Consider the following 19,124-nt stretch of genomic DNA (forward strand, 5'->3'; position numbering starts at 1 on the left):
GCAAAATCCGGCCACGGTGGCGGTGTAAAAGTAGGCCAGCGGTCGAGGTGTGATGACGACATGGAAAGGGCCCCGATCGGGGCCCTTTCCATGTCGTCGCGACCGTTTTCTCCCGGCTATGTCGGCGGGATCTCTCCGGTGTTCGGGTCGGCCGACACAGTGGCCTGGTTTTGCTCCGCCCTTCTGGCGGAGCGCCGGCCGGCGGACTGTTTGAGGCGGTAGCTGTCGCCATTCATGGTGAGGATGGAGACGTGGTGCGTGAGGCGGTCGAGCAGCGCGCCGGTGAGCCGCTCCGAGGCGAGCACTTGGGTCCAGTCCTCGAACGGCAGGTTCGACGTGATGATGGTCGAGCCGCGCTCGTATCGCTGCGACAGCACCTCGAAGAGCAGTTCTGCGCCGGTCGCCGACAGCGGCACATAGCCGAGCTCGTCGACAATGAGCAGCTTCACGGCCGCCAGTTCCCGCTGGAGTTTGAGCATACGCCGCTCGTCGCGCGCCTCCATCAGCTGGTTGACCAGCGAGGCCGCGGTCGTGAAGGCGACGGTGAAACCCTTCTGGCAAGCCGCCAGGCCGAGCGCGAGGGCGACGTGCGTCTTGCCCGTGCCGCTGTTACCCAGCGCGATGACGTTCTCCCGGCGCAGGATATATTCCGAGCGGGCGAGTTCGAGCACCAGCATCTTGTTGAGGCTGGGGATGGCGGTGAAGTCGAAGGTGTCGAGACTCTTCACCGCCGGGAAGCGGGCGGCGCGGATCCGCCGCTCGACCGTGCGCCGCTCCCGGTCGATGAGCTCAAGCTCGATGAGACGCAGCAGGTAGCGCGGGTGGTCGATACCGTCGCGGGCGCATTCGCGCGCGACCTTCTCATATTCGCGCAGCACGGTCGGCAGCTTGAGCTGCTTGAGGTGGTGGGCGAGCAGCACCTGGGGTGTCCCGCCGGTCGTGCCGGTCGGCATCTTGTCGCTTGTCATGCCGCCAGCACTCCATAGTCCGCCGCCCGGGTCGTCTTCACGTCCGTCCGGGGCAGGTGCGGATAGGCGGCCAGATCGAGACGGGGCGGTCGCCGTTCGATACGCGCCAGCGCGATGAGCTTCACCGCGTCGAAGCCGATGGCGCCGAGCTGCACGGCCTGTGTCACCGCGTCGGAGACGACGGCGAGCGGCAGGGCTTCGAGCAGCCGCAGCACCTGGATGAACTCCCGCTTCCCCTTGTTGCCCATACGGGCTTCCAAAAGGTGGCGCAGATGCTGGAAGATCTCGGGCAGATCCCAGCCCTGCAAGGCGGCCGCCTGGTCGAGCGCGCCGGGCTTCTGCTCGATGAGCGCGAGATAGTGCAGCGGGTTGGCGACGAAGGCGCCCTCGCCATAGCTGCGCGGATGGCGGGCGATCTCCTCGCCGGCGATGCTGATGACGACCTCGTCGACGAACCCCTTCACCAGGACGTCGCGGAAGCCGTAGGCGGTCGGCACCGAATAGTCGTTGGTCCGGTAGCGCACCAGCGCGGTCGACGACACGCGCGCCGACCGCTTCTCGCACGGCTCCAGCGGCACCGCCGGCAAGGCCCGGAAGACCTGCCGGTCGGCGGCAAGCCGCTCGGCGATGGTGTCGGCATGGCGTCCGGCATGCCCGTTCTGTCGGGCCAGGCAGTCCTTCGCCAGGCGCTCGTTCAACTCGTCGAAGCTGGCCGCCACGGGAATGGGCACCATGAACATCGCGCGGGCGTGCTTTACCAGCGCCTCGACCTTCCCCTTGTCGTTGCCCTTGCCGGGCCGGCCAAACCGGTCGGCAAACAGGTAGTGGCTGACCAGCTCGGTGAAGGCCCGCGTGCGCTCGCGCTTGCCGTCGCCGCAGATCCTCGCCACCGCAATCTTCAGATTGTCGTAGAGAATGGACAGCGGCACGCCGCCGAAGAAGGCGAAGGCCGAAACATGGCCGTCCAGGAACGCCTCGGTCGTCTCGCGCGGATAGGCCTTCACGAAACACGCATCGGAATGCGGTAGGTCCATGCAGAAATAATGAACCTTCTGCCGCACGCCGCCGATCTCTGCCCACGCCTCGCCGAAGTCGACCTGGGCATGGCCCGGCGGGTGCGCCAGCGGCACGAACGTCTCCCGGCTGCGGGCCCGACTTAGCCGCACATAGTCCTTCACCACCGTGTAGCCGCCGCCATGGCCATGCTCGTCGCGCAGCCGCTCGAAGATCCGTTTGGCGGTGTGCTGCTGCCTGGCCGGCGACAGGCGGTCCTCGCGCAGCATGGCGTCGATGACCGGCAACAGCGGCCCCAGCTTCGGCTTCTCCGGCGGCTTCGCGCGCCGGTAGCCTGGTGGCAGCGAGAACGCGCACATCTTCGCCACCGTGTCCCGGCTCAGACCGAACACCTTCGCCGCTTCCCGGCGACTATGACCTTCCACGAACACGAAACGCCGAACGACCGCGTAGCTCTCCAAGGCAAACATCCTCGCCGCCCCAAATGGAGCAGCTTACCACTGGCAGGATTTCTCTCCGCCGCACCGGCACCTATGCCGGCGCTCCCGTGGCCGGGTTTGTCACCGCCCTACACAGAGAGAGAGCGCGCTGCACGATTAAGATGCCCCGTAACGTCGTGCGACCATTTCGCCAAGTGCCAATGATTGGATCATCTGGTCGCGCGTCATCTGGCAGGCTTGGGCAAATCCGATAACGATCGACGCCTGGCTTTACGATGAAGAAATCATTCCTAAGCGTCGTTAACCATCCTCTAACGCTTGCGATGCGATCATGCAGCTATGCTAGCCGCTGTTATTCACCGGGGCGCATGAGGCAGTTGACGGGAGTGGCGTAAGGCACTGTTCTAAAGTAGGAAATTGGTTGTCTACACCGTTCCTGTTCAGGACAGAAAATGCCACAAGCCACACCCGTCGACAGCGAGGTTAGCGCGCCCCGGTTTTCGTTTCCAGCCATCGGGCGCAAGAAAGTCAGCGCCGCGTTCGACGGTGGCCGGTTGACCTCGGACGGCGGAGTTCTACTGCTGGCGCAGGCCGAACGCGAGATGGGAATTTGCGCGCAGCTCGCCGGCTGTATTGCCGATCTGCGCGATCCCTCTCGGGTAATCCATGCGCTGGACGACATCCTGCGGGCGCGAGTTCTGGCAATCTGCTGCGGCTACGAGGATGCCGATGACCTTGATGCTCTGCGCGATGATCCCGGCTTCCGCCTGGCGCTGGGCAAACTGCCAGGCGCCGGCGCGGGCCTTGCCAGTCAGCCGACGATGAGCCGGTGGGAAAACGCAGCCACCACGCGCGAACTGGTGCGCATGATGCAGGCCATGATCGGCGTCTACTGCGCCAGCTATCCGATAGCGCCCAAGGCGGTTACGCTGGATATCGATGATACGTGTGATGTCGTGCACGGCTACCAACAGCTTTCATTCTGGAACGGCCACCACGGCGAGCGCTGCTTCCTTCCGATCCATGTCTACGATACCGCGACAGGGCGACCCGTGGCGATGCTGCTGCGCACCGGCAAGACGCCATCGGGCGCCGAAGCGGCAGGTCACATCCGGCGCCTGGTGCACCACATCCGCAAGCACTGGCCCACAACCCGCATCACCGTCCGCGGCGATGGGCACTATGGCAGACCAGAGGTGATGGCTTTCTGCGAGGAAGCTGGCGTCGATTACGTGTTCGGCCTGCCGACCAATGCCGCGCTGCGCGCCGATCCGGTCATCGTTGCAGCCGCCGATGCCTGTGCAGTCAAGCGCGCCGAGGAAGATCGGGCCGTCCTGCGCAATTATGCCGAGACCCGCTACGGTGCTAAAAGTTGGAAATGCCAGCGCCGCGTCGCCGCCCGGATCGAGGCCAGCAAGCTCGGCATGGACATCCGCTACGTCGTGACCTCCCTGACGGACGGCTCGGCCGAATACATCTATGACACACTCTACTGCGCTCGTGGTCAGGCCGAGAACCTGATCAAACGGCATAAGACCCAACTCGCCAGCGACCGCACCTCGTGCCGCTCGGCCAACGCCAACCAGATGCGCTTGATCCTGCATACTGCTGCTTACTGGCTGATGTGGCGCATCCAGCAGGCGATCCCCAGGACAACGGCTCTCGCCGTTGCAGAGTTCGCCACCTTGCGCTTGCGGCTGCTCAAGGTCGCCGCCCGCGTCATCGAGACTGCCACGCGCATCCGTGTCGCCTTTGCGTCAGCCTGCCCCGATGCCAACGTGTTCAAGGCCATCGCCATCAGCCTCCGGCCAGCACCTACATAGTCAGCGCGGCCGTGCCGCACAAAGCCTGAGCCCTCGTCCATCAACCTTGAAAAGCCAATTGATCCTGACTCGGTGAAAATGCCGACGATGGCGCTCGCCCTGATTACACGATCACCGAAAAATCCGGCCGGATACGTTCAGTCATGCGGGCTCATGAATAGTGCGGGCTAGATGACGCACCGGGGTGAACATGAGCAGCATCTTCATCAACGACGTCATGGCCGTGCGAAGCGCCATTCTCGACAGGAATGCGGCGCTTCGGAATGTAGCAAGCAGCGCGGTTTCTGTTGGTAGCCCCGAGGGTGCGGGAGCAAAATTCGAAGCAGCGATGAATACCGTGCTTGGAAAGGCGGACGGTGCAGACTCGGTCGTAGGTCCAGGTTCGACCCAAGGGATCTCGGCTGCCGGGCGCGCGGAACCAGGTGGCTTTACCTCTACACTGCAAACACAGCTTCAAAAGATCAATGAAATCAACGCTCGCGCCGGAAAGTTGACGGTTGCCTATGAACGCGGCGAAGAGGTCGATATTGCAAAGGTAATGCTCGCGCGGCAGGAGTCGTCGATCGCGTTCGAGGCGACGTTGCAAGTTCGCAATAAGTTGCTTTCCGCGTATAAGGACATCATGAGCATGCCAGTCTAGCGAAAACCTTGTCGATCATATCATTGTAAGGAAGTCAGATACGAGCATCCCACCGTATCAGCTATGATGGGTTCAGATCGGCATCGAAGGGTATTCTGTTATGAGAAGATCGAGGGCGATTATCACAGCCATGTTTCTGTTACCTCTGGCCGTAACGGCTTGTGGCAGCAGCGAGGAAACGTCGGACATCTCCGAGGATCAGATGAACCATTATGCTGGCATACCGGAGCACGATCACCCGACGAATTCTACAAATGCGACACCGCAGTCGGCTACGCCGAATCCAGCGAAGAAGCAGTAGCGGCCATATTGCCGACCCCTGAAGCTGGGTCCGGGCGCAATGTGATCTTGACCGATCAGGAGCCTTTCGGCTTGCGAGCGCTACTGTGCATGCTGATGATCTTCCAGCTGCTCCCCGAGCGCGTTAAGACGCTGGTTGCGACGCCAATACGTTCGGCAACAGCCCCGTTCTTCGGCTCGATCCGATAGCGGTAGGTCTCGGTGGCAAGTGCGACCGGACCCTCAAAGCGAACCTTCACCTTGTAGTCGGAAAATGTAAACGACTTGAAGGCTGCCAGCTCTGGCCCAAGATGATGGGCGAGGTATGTCGCGTAGGTTCCCTCCGAGCCACCCGTTTCGAATATCTGGGAGTCGGCCGCGAAGAGTCGCTCTGTTCCTTTCGCATCGAGCTTTTCAATCGCCGCCTTGTACTGCGACAGTACTGCCTCCACGGCCTTCGTATCCGCGAAGCGCGATGCAGGCTGGGCGGCGACCGCGATCGGCATCGCCAGTGCTGTGGCCATTGCCACCCTAAACGCCAAAATCATGTTTCCCCCTTCAAAATGCCAGATGGTTGAGGCCGCCATGCATGAAGGCGCGCCCCAGGAACCCTTGTAGTTGTCTGGCGCACAAACCTTGAGGTGACGCCTTCTATCCGGAAGTTCGGTCCACACGAGCGGCTGACCGACCGCATTCAGGACCATTGCATGCATCGCATGCCTCCCAGCATCTGACAGCTGCACCAAGACGAGCCTGCCGAAACAGGATCGTCTTCGAACCTCTGCCTCAGTTAAAGACCATGCCGCCGTCGATAATCAGGGCTTGCCCTGTCATGTAATCCGAGTCCGGGCCAGCAAGGAAGGATACGCAGGCTGCCACGTCTTCCGGCTCAGAGATGCGCCCGAGCGTTACGTTCTTCGCCCATTGCTGCAGGCCCCATTCAAGGGTCTGGCCATTTTCATCAGCGACCTTCTGAGCAATGCCCTCCATCATGGGCGTGCGCACGATACCGGGACAATAGGCATTGCTGGTGATGCCAAGGGGTGCGAGATCCTTGGCTGCTGTCTGGGTGATGCCGCGGATCGCGAACTTGGTCGCGCCGTAAACCGCCAGATCGGGATTGCCAACCTGTCCCGCCTGTGACGAAGCATTGATGATCTTGCCGACGATATCGCCGGCCTTCTCGGGCTTACGTGCCTTGAAATGCTTGAGCGCCGCCTGGATGCCCCAATAGGTGCCGCCGACATTGACGTCGAACACCTTGTGGTAGATTTCGGGCGTGATCTCCTCGATCGGTGTGGTCGGTCCGAGGCCTGCGTTGTTCACGATGACATCGAGCCGGCCAAACCGCTGAACGACCGCATCCACCGCCTTGAAGACGTCATCGCGCTGAGCGACATCGACCTTGACCGCGAGTGCTTCACCGCCTGTAGCGATGATTGCATCGGCTGCCGCCTCTGCCGTTTCCGCATTATAATCGAGACAGCCGATGGCGAAGCCTTCCCGGGAGAGACGCACCGCGATGGCCAAGCCTATGCCCTGGCCGGCACCTGTGACGATTGCGACCTTCTTGCCAGTAGTCATGATAATCTTCCTTCGTCTGTTCAGGATGGCGCCTCTCCTCCACCGGCGCGTCTCCTCCCTCCTAAGGGTGAGAGGAGACGCGTTCAGAAAGGCAATTGACCTCCGGCCCCGGCGGTGACCGGCTGATCGACGAAGACACGCCCGATCGAAAAGCGGCTCGTTATTGCTCGAAATCGATGACGACGCGGCCCTGGATGTCGCCCTTGTGCATCCGGGAGAAGATGTCGTTGATGTTCTCGAGTTTGTCGGTTGAGATCGTGGCCTTCACCTTGCCGTCACCGGCGAAGTCCAAGGCTTCCTGTAAATCGAGCCGCGTCCCCACGATCGATCCCCGCACGGTCACGCCGTTCAGCACCGTGTCGAAGATCGGCAGCGGGAAGTCACCGGGCGGCAGGCCGTTGAGCGCGACCGTGCCGCCGCGTCCCACCATACCCATCGCCTGTTCGAAGGCCTTGGGCGACACGGCGGTGACCAACACCCCATTCGCGCCTCCGATCTGCTTCTTCACGAAAGCGATCGGGTCTTCCGAACGGGCGTTGACTGCCAACGTGGCCCCCAGCGACCGGGCGAGGTCGAGCTTCCTGTCATCGACATCGACGGCGACGACGTTGAGGCCCATCGCCTTGGCATATTGCACGGCGAGATGGCCGAGACCTCCGATGCCGGAGATCACCACCCAGTCGCCCGGTTTGGTGTCGGTTACCTTGAGGCCCTTGTAGACGGTGACGCCGGCGCACAGGATCGGCGCAATATCGACGAACGAAACGTTGCCGGGCAGATGCCCCACATAATTGGGATCGGCGAGAACATATTCGGCAAAGCTGCCGTTCACCGAATACCCGGTATTGTGCTGCTCCTCGCACAGCGTTTCCCAGCCGCCCAGGCAGTGCGTGCAATGGCCGCAGGCATCATATAGCCATGGCACGCCCACCCGGTCGCCCTCCTTGACATGCTTCACACCTGCGCCAACCGCGACCACATGTCCGACGCCCTCGTGACCAGGAATGAAGGGTGGATTGGGCTTGACCGGCCAATCGCCCTCAGCGGCATGCAGGTCGGTGTGGCACACACCGGTGGCTGCGATCTTGACGAGGATCTGGCCGGCGCCAGGTCGGGGCACCGCGACTTCCTCCATGACCAATGGCTTTCCGAATTCACGGACGACCGCGGCTTTCATCGTGCTTTCCATGGCGATGTTCCTCTCTCAGAAATGCGCGTCGATATCGACGACATCGATCAGCTTGTGATTGACGAACTCCTTGAGGCCGAGGCCCAGCAGTTCGCGGCCATAGCCCGAGCGACGGATGCCGCCGAACGGCAGGTCGGCCTCCACCTTAGTCGGGTGATTGACGAAGACCATGCCGGTGGAAATCCGCTTCGCCACTTCGGCGCCGTGGACAGGATCGGAGGTGAAGACGGAGCCGCCCAGGCCAAAGGGCGAGTCGTTGGCGATGCGCACGGCATCGTCCTCATCCTTCGCACGGAACAGCATCGATACCGGACCGAAGAATTCCCAATAACGGGCCGGATTGCCCTCATCGAGGTCGGTCAGAAAAGTTGGCTGCACGAAAGCCCCCTTGTTCGGCACTGTAGGACCGACTTCCTCAGCCTTGGCGCCCAGTTCGACGGCCTTGCGGATCTGTTCCTTGATGTCGTCGGCCGCCTTTTGCGAGGAGAGCGGCGCGAGAGTGGTGCCGGGGTCGGAGGGGTCGCCCATGACGAGCTTGGCTACGCCCTTGCGATAACCGTCGAGGAAGGTGTCGTAGACTTCATCGACGACGATCATGCGCTTGGACGAAACACAGACCTGGCCACCGTTCCAGTGCCGGCCGAAGACGGCCCAGTCGATCGTCTTGTCCATGTCGGCATCGGCGAGCACGACAAAGGCGTCGGCGCCGCCCAGTTCCATGGTCGACTTCTTGAGCGCCTTGCCGGCCTCGGATGCAACCACCGCGCCGGCAGCTTCCGAGCCAGTCAACGCCACGCCATGAACGCGCGGATCGTTGATGATGAAGTTGATCTGATCGCGCGTTGCATAGAGATTCTGGAACGCGCCTTCCGGCAGACCCGCTTCGTTCATCAGTCTCTCGAACGCCGCGGCGCTCTGCGGAACGTTCGAGGCGTGCTTGAGGATCAGCGTGTTGCCGGCCGAGAGTTGCGGCGCGAGAATGCGGGCAATCTGATAATAAGGGAAATTCCATGGCTCGATCGCCAGGAGGACGCCGAGCGGCTCGTGCACCAGCATCGCCTCGCCTTCGGCGGGATCGAGCACCGGCAGCTTCTCCGGCTTCAGCAGGTCTTCCGCATGCCGAACATAATATTCGAAGATCTTGGCGGAGAGTTCCACCTCGGCCTTCGCTTCGGCGACCAGCTTACCCATTTCCAGCGTCAGCAGGCGGGCAAAAGCATCGCTGTCCCGGCGCAGGATGTCTGCGGCATTCTGCAGGATACGGCCGCGCTCGGCGAAGGAGGTTTCGCGCCAACTGAGGAAAGCCGCGTCTGCTTTGTCCAGCGCGGTCTTCACCTCCTCGTCCGTTGCGTCGGGAAAGGTCGCAACAGTGTCTCCGGTATAGGGATTGATGGTCGCGTAGGTCATTGTCCATTCTCCTGTGGTGAATCAGATTTCGGGGGTAAGGGGTACGGTCACGCGCCGAGATCCTTCACGGCCTGCACCATCTGCGTCAGCACCGCCTGGGCATCCCCATAGACCATGCTGCAATTCTCGTTGAAGAAGAGCAGGTTCTCGACGCCGGAATAACCTTTGCCCTGACCGCGCTTGACGACATAGACCCCTGGTGGGCCTGGTCGGCATCGAGGATGGGCATGCCGTAGATCGGCGAGGATTTGTCGGTGCGTGCCGCCGGGTTGACGACATCGTTGGCCCCGATGACCAGCGCGACATCGGTGTTGGCAAACTCGGCGTTGATATCTTCCATATCGAAGATGATGTCATAGGGCACGCCGGCTTCGGCGAGCAGCACGTTCATGTGACCGGGCATGCGCCCCGCAACCGGATGGATCGCGAACTTCACGCCGACGCCTGCGGCCTGGAGCAGCTTCACGCGAACTCGTTCATCTCGGCATACTCGGCCGCTCTTGACCCGGCCATCGGCAACCGCACCGCCATAATCGACGGCCATATAACCGCCTGAATGACCCCCGGATAGAACTCGGTACCTGGACTGCGCCATGCTGTGCCCCTCCTCTCTGGAGGCGAGTAAGGCCTCAAATTACGTATTTGTCCCAGCTCGCATAATGTTCGGGGCTGCGCTTGCCGCGCGGCAGGCTGAGCCCGATGAGCGCGATTCCCACGACCACCGACACGATCGCCCCAAGGGGGCCGGCCCCTGTCAGCAGGAACGGGGCAGCGACGAGCCATGCCCCGAACGCGACATTGATGAAGCGGAGAGCGCGGGCCACCTCTGCGGTGGCAATGATCGCGACTGTGATCACGAGGGCGCCGACGACATGGTCGCTGTTCGCCATCTCGCCTTCGTTCCCCAGGATCACCCGCGTCAGCATCAGGAAGGCGCCGAGCACGATACTGGCCGCCAGCGTCCACGGCAGCGTCAGCCCGCGCTTCGCATCCGCCCAGAAGGTAGAAGGCGAGGCCATCACGTCGGATGCGTCCTCGGCCCCCGCCTCGACCGCGTCGCCCTGGAAGAAGGTGCGGATCAGCGGCTTGCCGCGGCGCTTCGCCCAGGCGAGGAACTGGCCCATGGCAATGACCTCGTCCAATGCGAACGGGATCATGATCAGCATGGCGAGCGCGGCGATCAGCGCCAGCGTGCTCCACGTGCCGATGACGATCGGCTGGCTGATGATGAAATAGATGCTGACGACGCCGAGCGGAATGACGAGAATGCCGAAGAAGGTCACCATCCACGGCATGGTCCGCCAGCGGTCGCGGGTGCCCATCACCGCCATAAGAATTTCGAGCACGTAGCTGACTGTACCAAGACCGCCGTCGGGGATCGGCCAAGCCTTCGACATGTCGGATGTAATGATCTCCTCGGTCCCATTACGCGGGTCGGCCAGCGATCCAGCAAAGAACGGCTCCCACACAGTATCGATGTGGCCTAACTGGTAGGCCGTCAGGATACGCGAGGTCAGAAGCCCAATCAGCGCCATGGCGACGATCGGCAGCCGCTGCGCGTCCGTCGATGGCGAATAGGTCCAGCCAGGCGGGATGTTCTTGGGGTCCATCATGCCCGCCATGCTCATGCCCGGCATCATTGGCACGAGCACCGACAGGGCGATCACGGCCGAGCCGATGAGCAGGTTGTTGTTGTACTGCGCGGCGCTCGGGCTCCAGAAGATCAGCGGCGCGAAGAACAGCCAGATGCCGATGAACGCGACAGCCCACTGCGCCCATGTCTTGGTGCGCGGGGCGAGCGACAGCGCGCCGAACAGCGCGATGGCGAGCCCGCTGACGACATCGCTGATAGCCAGTGCGCTGGCCCGCCATTCGATCGAAGGCAGCCCGCGATCGACGGTTACGAAACGCGCGGCTTCGCCGACGCTCTGCGTGGTCATGGAATCATAGATGAGCGGGCTGGAGGCGAGCCACAGACCGAGACCGATGTTGGCGTAAAGCGCCCAGCGTGCGCGGCGCTCATCGCGGTCCATCAAGGCCATGTGATCGCCGTGCCCGCCGTGGTCCGACATGGCCGCGACCGCGGCGCCGGACCCGTGCCCCATCGCCGCGTGGTCCATTTTGCTGTGATCCATCCCGCCGTGATCTATGCCGCCCGTTCCGGCGGCCGCTGCGGGCTGGTGGTGGCCAGACCCCGCAAGCTCGGCCTCTGGCTCTTCATCCCACGCGACCAGGTTCTCGTTGAGCTTGTTGTTCCGGTACCAGGCCCGCGGATGCCGCTTGAGCGCAGCGACGATCGCCGGGAGCGTGTCGCGAAGGCTGTGCTTCGGTTCCCACCCGAGCAGCGACCGTGCGCGCGAGATGTCGAGGATATAGTGGTCGTTGCTGCTGTCGATCATCCAGGGCTGGATAAAGTCGTCGCTGCCGAGCGCTTCGTTCTGCAGGATGATCCCGGCCTTCGCGAGCGGCTGCGGGATGCGGATCGTCTTCCAGCCCTCGCCGTGGAGCGCCTCCCCGACGATGTCCTGGATCTCGGCATAGCCGGGCGGGTCGGGTTCGCCGACGAGCAGCGGCAGTTCTGACGGCAAGTCGTGCCGCCGATCGACGAGGCGCACCACGGCGTCGGCCAAGTCCTCGCGGTGCACCGATGACTGTGCCGCGCACAGCATGCCGGGATAGAAATGCGAGATCAGGCGGTGCTCGTAGATCTGCGATATCTGCTGCGCGAGAAACGCCGAGCGCCCGTCGTCGTCGTAAACTCCTGCGGCGCGGAGGAAGACGACGGGGATGTTCCCGTGGCGCTCATGCAGCAATGCCTCGGTGTCGACCTTGGACTGCGGATACGCCCAGGACGCACCGATTGGCGACTCCTCGCTGATGCGCTCCTCCGGAGTGGCGGTCGGCTTATGGACCAGCATCGTGCTGGCGAAGACGAATTGCTCGACCTCGAACGATTGCAGCCCGTCAATCAGCCGGCGGGTGCCCTGGACTGTCACCTTGTCATAGAGCGGGTTAGGCTTGCCGGTTATGTCGTAATAAGCGGCTAGGTGGATAACCGACGCGATGCGGGCGCCGTATCGTGCGCGCACCTCCTCGAGCGCGGCGCGGACCGCCTCGTCGGACCCGAGATCGATGGCGACCGCGGCCGCAGGAGGCGGCGGGTCCGGAGGACCGGCACGATCGAGTCCGACGACCGTGTACCGTTCGCCGAGCCGGGCAATGAGCGCGGCGGCTATGAAACCGCTCGCACCCGTGATGAGGACGATCTCAGGAGCACCCTTGCCGCTCCCGGGCTCGCTGCGTTCGACGTCGGTCATGACTCTGCCACCCTCGTTCGTTCACCTTTGAATACATCAACAGACCCAGCAGAGCTAACCTCACCTACATGCCCGATGCGGGCGGTGCGAGGGTGCCGAGCCATGCTACGAGCGCCAAGATACCAATCACGCAGGTTGTCTCGACCGCCAGGCTGACCCGCAGCGTCATAAGCGCTCCGTCATGATCGTTCATGGCAATCGAGCGTTCGAAGGCCGGCGTGAGGCGGAACCGATTAAGCGACGCGAGTCCCAGCATCGCTGCGAACAAGACCAGCTTGGCGAGCAGCAGCAAGCCGTAGAGCGTCGTGCCCAAGGCCGTGAAATTGGCTGGGCCCACGAGCAGCCAGCTGTTGATCAAGCCGGTGATCACTAAAATGGCAACCACGAGCGTGCCCACCGCCCCGAAGCCGTGCAGCGCCCGATGGGTAAGCTGAAGGTGCGCGGCATCGATCGCCTCGGCGCGGCGCATCATCAGGAGAAGCAATCCGAACAGTGCGCCAACCCATATACCGCCTGCGAGGAGATGGAGAATGTCCGCGCCCAGGTGAAGCCATCCGGTGCTTCCCTCGTCCATGGCACCGTGCCCGTTCCACGCGAGTGTCGCCAACGCCGTAGCGGCGGCAATCATGGCCATCGCCAGCCATGATGCTCTGCCTCGCGCCAGTAGGACCGCGCCCCCGGCAATGACCAGCGCTACCATGCGCACCTTCCAGGCGGAGCCAACCGGTGGCCCTCCGAGCAAGGCAGCCACCGCGGCCTCGTCGACCGGCCAGAATGGAGATCCGGCCATCGACGAGGCCATGAGGATCAGGCCAGCGGCTGAGAGCAGCAACCCGAGCACAGCACTTCCCGAAAGCCAAGGCCGCAGAGCGATTGCATCCTCGCGCTCGCCGAGCCGAAGGCCATAGAGGCTGAACGCCGACAGGCCGAACAGCACCGCCAGGACGAGGTATAACGCCAAGCGGATGGCGACGGTCGGCCAGTCAATCATCCGCTCACTTCACCGTGAAGGTGTAGCTGCCAGTGATTTTGTGCGTGTCGCCGGAAACGACCTGCCAGTCGACGTTGTAACGCCCACGCGGGAGACGCTGCTTCGGGATGATCGTGAGCGTACGCCCGTCGGAGCCGACCGCGGCGCTGCTCGGCATCTTCATGGCCGCCATGCCAGGCATCGCGGCCATGATCAGTTCGGCCTTGGAGAAAGCAGGCACGAGTTTCTCGCTGAACTGGAGGCTGATCTTCTCCGGGGTCGCGACCGCCGCGTTGGCGGCGGGGCTGGCGGACACCAGCTTCGGGTGCGCGTTTGCCACGCCGCCTGCGAAGAACAAGGCGGCGGCAGCAGTCGTGATGAACAAGCGACGCATGCGGGTAATCTCCATTTCCGTTGAGTTCACCTGTATTACGCAGCAGGACGGGTCACCCCTCACGATCTTTTTTCGTGCCGCCGCACCCTCTTGATGAGGGGGAAGCGGCATCGGCACGTATTCACAAGGGAGTACAAAGCGCTTTCTACCTGCGCCTACCGTCCGAATGAGTAGGGCCGCGGGCCCGCCGGGCGCATGCGCGGGGTAATGATGAGGTTGCGGTTGACCAATCAAGGCTGGACTGGCGATCCCGAGGAGGTCATCGACTGTCTGATTGTGGGCGGCGGTCCCGCTGGCCTCACGACCGCGATCTATCTTTCCCGCTTTCTCAGGAGCTGCGTCGTTTACGACGCGGCGGCGGGGCGCGCCGCCTCCATCCCGCGCTCGCACAACCTCCCAGGATTTCCCGGCGGCATTTCCGGCGTCACGTTTCTTGCGCGCCTGCAGGCTCAGCTGCATGAATATGGCGGTACGGTCCAGAGCGGTGAGATCGACGCGATCGTCGCATCAGGCGATCACTTCTCGGCAAGTTGCGGACCGAACGTCCTGTACGCGCGGACCGTCGTGCTCGCGACGGGTGTCGTCAATCGACGTCCCGAGATGCCCGATGCGATGCATGACATCGGCGTCGCGCGTGGCCTTCTCCGCTACTGCCCGATTTGCGATGGTTATGAGGCTCGGCGGATGAGCGTGGCGGTGCTCGGCTGCGACCGCCATGGCGCTGAAGAAGCCGAATTCCTGCGCGCTTATGGTGCCAAGGTCACGCTTCTCGCCGAACGGTCGCTCGACCTCGCACCGACCGAATTTGCCAGGCTGACCCAGCAGGGCGTCGATGTCGCGCCCTCGCCTGTCGAGCAGCTGCGTCTTGGCGATTGTGTCGAGGTTCGATTGGCCAATGGCCTGGAGCTACAATTCGACACGCTTTACCCTGCGCTCGGCTCATCGCCTCGAACAGGGCTTGCCACTTCGCTGGGCGCGAAGCTCGCGGCAACGGGATGCGTGCTGACCGACGCCCACCAACAAACCTCGGTTGCCGGCCTCTACGCGGTTGGTGACGTTGTGGAAGGGCTCGATCAGATCAGCGTCGCGACCGGACAAGCAGCGGTCGCTGCGACCGCAATCCATAACCTGTTGCGCGACCGCGACAGCGGATTGGCATCCGCCATGGCCGGGCTGTGTCCCGCTCGGGGCGTACTGCCGACCTAGCGCGAGCTATTGGCAGTGCAACGAGTAAAGCCGCCACCCAGCGCTGATTCGTACCCACACGACGATCGGCGACACGGCCCTTCTCCGTTCAAATTCCCGCACTACGATCCCGGGCTCGCTCACGCAGGCGGCATGGGCGTCGAGACGGTGCGCTACCACCAGCGCCAGAGGTTACTCGACACGCCAAAGCGGCCGCACGGTCCAACGCAAAGGCCGGAACATTCAGGTTTGTAACCTCTTGCTTCGACAGGTGGTGAGACCACTGCCTGAACAGGAGAGAACGATGCACCACATGAAAGAGATGATCGCGACGCATCCGGACGTGAAAGGAAGCACGAACGATGCACTGATCCGCTGTCTCGAGGAGTGCTACTCATGTGCTCAAACCTGCACGTCGTGCGCTGATGCCTGTCTGGCGGAAGAGATGGTCGCGCAGCTTCGCCAGTGCATTCGTCTGAACCTCGACTGCGCCGACATCTGCTTGGCGGCAGGCTCGCTCGGCACCCGCCGCACCGGCAGCAACGAGCAGGCGCTGGTCGCGGCTCTTCAAGCCTGCGCCATCGCCTGCGGGCTGTGTGCGGAGGAGTGCGAGAAGCATGCGAGCATGCACGAGCATTGCCGCATCTGCGCTGAACACTGTCGCCGCTGCGAACAGGCTTGCAACGAAGCGGTTCAGTCGATCCGCTGATCAGCCGAGGACGCGTCCTTGGCGGAGACGCGTCCTCGACGGTCCCTGTTCAGGAAACGACCGCTTCACGCACACAGCCGGACTGGGTCAGAACGCCAAGTGGTTTATTCCGCCATGCATGAAGGTTCCGCCAAGGAACCCCTGGATGGAGATCGCCAGCGTCATCAGGCCAAGCAACACCCAGTACAACGTCCGCGACCGCTCGGGACCCTTACGGTGGCGCGCTGCCATCCAAGCCAGCGCAACGCCGAAGACCGCGATCAACGTTCCGAGCCAGCGATGCGTCATCAGGATCGGGTTGCGGTCGGTCAGGTAGAACCCGCCTGCGAACCAGCCCAGGAACGCCGCCGCGATTGCTCCCAGCGCTCCGACGACCAACATTATATGTGCGACATGCTGATAGTCCCGGTTGCGGCGCCACAACCCGAACAGCTCCACCCCGAACGCACCGATGAACAGTGCGATGGGAAAATGAATGACCATGGTGTGCAGCCGACCCAGCCAACTCACAAGACGTTCGCCGAAAGTCTTGTTCTTGTTGGCGGTCTCCTCGTGCATGCCGCCCATGTCCATGTCATCGCCGGCGATGTCGCGGCCGGCCATGTTCATGTCCACGGTCGACATAGAGCCCATCCCCATGTGACCGTCGCCAGCGTCTGCTCCATCCTTTTTCTGAGTCTCGCCTGCGCTGTTAGCGGCCGACCCGGGACCGGCCCCGAGCGCATCGTGATCTTCATGAGCCGATGCCGACGTGCTTACTGACATTGCAACCGCAAGGAGCAAAGCGAAGGCCCCGCCTCGTTTACCGCCCATCACCCGACCCCTTGATCCGTGTTCATCGATTCCCGTTTTCCTCACCCGTCCGAATCCTTTTGTGAACTCTTCGCCTGCTCTTTCAGACGAACTGGACCGTGGAGCTACGCCGGCTGCGGCGGCCGGGTCCTGCGCCGCTAGCCTGAAAAAACCGCCGATCAGCTGCCGTGGCGCGCGAACAGGCGGCGCCCGCCGGGACCGAAGGCGACCACGTCATAGGCCTGCGTCTTGACGCCCGGCACTTCCATTCCCGGCGAGCCGAGCGGCATACCGCCGACCGCGAGGCCTCGCACACCCTTGGGCCGGGTCGCGAGAGCCCGCTTCATATCGGCAATCGGCACGTGGCCCTCGAAAGCCATGCCATCGGCGATTGCTGTGTGGCAGGACGAGACGTCCGCAGGGACCCCCGCGCGCTTCTGCAGCGCCGGGCGATTGGAATCATCGACGACGCGCACCTGGCGCCCGAGCTGCCGCTGCACCTGCGCTGCCCACTTGGCGCAACAGCCGCAGCCGGGATCGCGGTGCATAACGATCGGGGTGGCCGCGCTGACGGCAACCGGAACCAACAAGGCTGCGGCAGTAAGCGCGGATCGTAAAGCTGTCTTCATGGAAAAACTCCTTGGTCATTCCTCCCGCCCCCTCGTGGGGCGGGAGGAACGAAGATTATCACTGAGGTCGCTTGCTCATCGACCGGAGCATCGCCTGGAGTTCACCGATGCTCTTGTTTTGCTCGGCAATAGACTTCTGAGCCATTTGCCGGGTCTTCGCATCGGGCGCCTCGCGGAGAACGATCTGCGACATGGCAATCGCACCGCGGTGATGCTCGATCATCTTGCGGGCCCACGTCTCATTTGCATTGGCGCCTTTGGCCCTCATCATCTTCTCGTGCATCGCCATCTCGGCGGGCATGAAGGGCGTGTTCATGCCAGGCATGTTGTCGTGGTTCATGCCCTGCATTTTCGAGTGGTCCATGCCTTGCATCTGCTGCTGAGCCAAAGCCGGGCTCGCTGCCATCGCCGCCAGAGCCAGAGCTGTAAGTGTCTTAAACATTGCCTGCTCCTTCTTGGACTTAGTCAACGCAACAAAGCCCAATCGGCCTCAAAACCATGTGCGAATGCCCAGAACAAGGCTGGTCGATGACGCATCCTCGCCGTCCTCGCGTGCAAAACGAGCAGAGCGGCCCACTCTGCGCTCGTATGAAACACCGATATAAGGGGCAAACTCGCGCTTCACCTCGTAGCGCAGCCGCAAGCCAAGCTCGAGGTCCGACAAGCCCGAGCCGATCCGGTCTTCCGGAACGTCTTGCGCCGCAAATTCCGCTTCGAGACGAGGCTGGAGGATCAGGCGCTGGGTGATACGCTGATCGTAATATCCTTCAACGCGGCCGAGCACGTCACCCTTGCTAGACAAGAACAGTGCGCCCTCCACATCGAAAAAGCCTGGGGCCAGGCTCTCGAACCCAACCGTAGCGTAGACACGGGAGGGGTTGGGCTTGAAGTCGTAACGAATCCCGGCCTGGAAGTCGGTGAAGGGTCCGATCGCCCGTGCATAGAGCGCCTGCAGCTCCGCCCTTTCGAGGCTTCTCCCGAAATTGCCTTCGCCTTCGGTCTTGAGCACCAGCCGATTGATGTCGCCGCCGTACCAGGCACTGCCATCCCAGCGATAGGCATCGCGACCGTCGCGGATCTGGTATTCGGCCAGATTAAATATGACCTGCGAGAAATTCTGGCCGCCGTGCATCTGCAGATGCTGCTGCGAATGCGCCATGGCGGCGGCAGAGTAGACCTGGTCCGCGGCCCGATCCGTCGGGATCGGCGGCGGCGGAGCGTTGCCGGCCGGCAGGTTGGTCCCGACCATCGTCATGCCTGTCGTGGAAGGAGGCATGCTTCCCATGTCGTGACCTGCCATGCCTTGCATAGCGCCCGAACCATGGTCCATGCCCTGCATGGCACCTGGCTGGCCGGGGGCGGCACCGCCGGAGGTATCTGGCATCGCCGACATGTCGTGCCCGGCACCAGGATTGGGGTTGGCTCCAGGCGTAGTCATGCCCGGCATGGCCGTCATGTCATGACCCGCGTGAGGATCGGCAACGACCGCTCCAGGGGCCGGCGGCTTGGCGGACCGACTTGCGGCGGGCCTGGCCCCCGATCCCGCCTTCGCGCGCGGTGTCGACTTGGCGGCGGGCTTCACGGAATTCTTGCGCGCGGCGGGCTTGGTCGCTGCTGGCTTCTTAGCGGCAGGCTTTTTCACCGCTGGCGTCTTAGGCGGCGGCATCTTCATGCCCGGCATGTTGGAATGGTCCATCTGTGCGGCCGCGGGCGTTGCCAGGCCAAGCGCCGCGCCGCCCGCGATCAGGAGGAGCTTAAGCTGCATCGCGATTCTCCTCGCCCAT

The 19,124-nt window shown here is 63.0% G+C and carries 17 protein-coding genes and 1 pseudogene; 4 read left to right on the forward strand and 14 right to left on the reverse strand.

Annotation, left to right across the window (positions count from 1 at the left end):
- Positions 1-116: 116 nt before the first annotated feature.
- The gene (gene istB, locus D0Z70_RS20775; RefSeq protein ID WP_373438208.1) at positions 117-968 is read right to left on the reverse strand and encodes an IS21-like element helper ATPase IstB; all 852 of its coding nucleotides are present in this window, start codon (positions 966-968) and stop codon (positions 117-119) included.
- Entirely contained in the window at positions 965-2,452 is a 1,488-nt protein-coding gene (gene istA / locus D0Z70_RS20780; RefSeq protein ID WP_088184703.1) for an IS21 family transposase, read from the reverse strand. The genes istB and istA overlap by 4 nt, the downstream gene beginning before the upstream one ends.
- 422 nt (positions 2,453-2,874) lie before the next feature.
- Here istA and D0Z70_RS20785 point away from each other — a divergent pair, with 422 nt between their 5' ends.
- On the forward strand, positions 2,875-4,245 hold the full coding sequence (locus D0Z70_RS20785; protein WP_088184704.1) for an IS1380 family transposase: 1,371 nt from the start codon (positions 2,875-2,877) through the stop codon (positions 4,243-4,245).
- A 190-nt stretch (positions 4,246-4,435) separates the two neighbouring features.
- Positions 4,436-4,885, forward strand: a complete 450-nt coding sequence (gene fliE / locus D0Z70_RS20790) for a flagellar hook-basal body complex protein FliE (protein WP_235209629.1) — start codon at positions 4,436-4,438, stop codon at positions 4,883-4,885.
- Positions 4,886-5,241: 356 nt separating this feature from the next.
- On the opposite strand, the gene D0Z70_RS20795 is transcribed toward fliE, so the two are convergent.
- From D0Z70_RS20795 to copC, 8 genes and pseudogenes are all read right to left on the reverse strand, one after another.
- Positions 5,242-5,868 (reverse strand): YybH family protein, encoded by a 627-nt coding sequence (locus tag D0Z70_RS20795; RefSeq protein ID WP_239019061.1) that lies wholly within the window; start codon positions 5,866-5,868, stop codon positions 5,242-5,244.
- 82 nt (positions 5,869-5,950) lie between these two features.
- Positions 5,951-6,748 (reverse strand): (S)-acetoin forming diacetyl reductase, encoded by a 798-nt coding sequence (locus D0Z70_RS20800; RefSeq protein WP_088184705.1) that lies wholly within the window; start codon positions 6,746-6,748, stop codon positions 5,951-5,953.
- Between the two features lie 160 nt (positions 6,749-6,908).
- Positions 6,909-7,937 (reverse strand): alcohol dehydrogenase AdhP, encoded by a 1,029-nt coding sequence (gene adhP / locus D0Z70_RS20805; protein WP_037475973.1) that lies wholly within the window; start codon positions 7,935-7,937, stop codon positions 6,909-6,911.
- A gap of 15 nt (positions 7,938-7,952) precedes the next feature.
- Positions 7,953-9,344 (reverse strand): NAD-dependent succinate-semialdehyde dehydrogenase, encoded by a 1,392-nt coding sequence (locus tag D0Z70_RS20810; RefSeq protein WP_088184706.1) that lies wholly within the window; start codon positions 9,342-9,344, stop codon positions 7,953-7,955.
- 47 nt (positions 9,345-9,391) lie between these two features.
- Positions 9,392-9,804 (reverse strand): annotated as a pseudogene (locus D0Z70_RS20815) (NAD(P)(+) transhydrogenase (Re/Si-specific) subunit beta); the annotation flags it as partial.
- Positions 9,805-9,973: 169 nt separating this feature from the next.
- Entirely contained in the window at positions 9,974-12,661 is a 2,688-nt protein-coding gene (locus tag D0Z70_RS20820; protein ID WP_037475977.1) for a vitamin K epoxide reductase family protein, read from the reverse strand.
- A gap of 64 nt (positions 12,662-12,725) precedes the next feature.
- Entirely contained in the window at positions 12,726-13,652 is a 927-nt protein-coding gene (gene copD, locus D0Z70_RS20825) for a copper homeostasis membrane protein CopD (RefSeq protein ID WP_037475979.1), read from the reverse strand.
- Positions 13,653-13,656: 4 nt separating this feature from the next.
- Entirely contained in the window at positions 13,657-14,025 is a 369-nt protein-coding gene (copC, locus tag D0Z70_RS20830; RefSeq protein ID WP_037475981.1) for a copper homeostasis periplasmic binding protein CopC, read from the reverse strand.
- Between the two features lie 222 nt (positions 14,026-14,247).
- On the opposite strand from copC, the gene D0Z70_RS20835 reads away from it, so the two are divergent.
- The gene (locus D0Z70_RS20835; protein ID WP_306341418.1) at positions 14,248-15,231 is read left to right on the forward strand and encodes an NAD(P)/FAD-dependent oxidoreductase; all 984 of its coding nucleotides are present in this window, start codon (positions 14,248-14,250) and stop codon (positions 15,229-15,231) included.
- A gap of 283 nt (positions 15,232-15,514) precedes the next feature.
- Positions 15,515-15,919, forward strand: coding sequence for a four-helix bundle copper-binding protein (locus D0Z70_RS20840; RefSeq protein WP_047100480.1), 405 nt, complete (start codon positions 15,515-15,517; stop codon positions 15,917-15,919).
- 87 nt (positions 15,920-16,006) lie between these two features.
- Here the strand turns inward: D0Z70_RS20840 and D0Z70_RS20845 are convergent, their stop codons facing one another.
- From D0Z70_RS20845 to D0Z70_RS20860, 4 genes are all read right to left on the reverse strand, one after another.
- Positions 16,007-16,543, reverse strand: a complete 537-nt coding sequence (locus D0Z70_RS20845; RefSeq protein WP_119749764.1) for a DUF2231 domain-containing protein — start codon at positions 16,541-16,543, stop codon at positions 16,007-16,009.
- Positions 16,544-16,890: 347 nt separating this feature from the next.
- Entirely contained in the window at positions 16,891-17,340 is a 450-nt protein-coding gene (locus D0Z70_RS20850; RefSeq protein ID WP_047100380.1) for a DUF411 domain-containing protein, read from the reverse strand.
- A 58-nt stretch (positions 17,341-17,398) separates the two neighbouring features.
- Entirely contained in the window at positions 17,399-17,782 is a 384-nt protein-coding gene (locus D0Z70_RS20855; protein ID WP_037472990.1) for a DUF305 domain-containing protein, read from the reverse strand.
- 48 nt (positions 17,783-17,830) lie between these two features.
- Positions 17,831-19,105 carry a copper resistance protein B gene (locus tag D0Z70_RS20860; RefSeq protein WP_119749766.1) on the reverse strand — a complete coding sequence of 425 codons (1,275 nt, stop codon included), beginning with the start codon at positions 19,103-19,105 and terminating at the stop codon, positions 17,831-17,833.
- Positions 19,106-19,124: the final 19 nt, after the last annotated feature.

The organism is Sphingobium terrigena (assembly GCF_003591655.1).
GTDB classification, from domain to species: domain Bacteria; phylum Pseudomonadota; class Alphaproteobacteria; order Sphingomonadales; family Sphingomonadaceae; genus Sphingobium; species Sphingobium terrigena.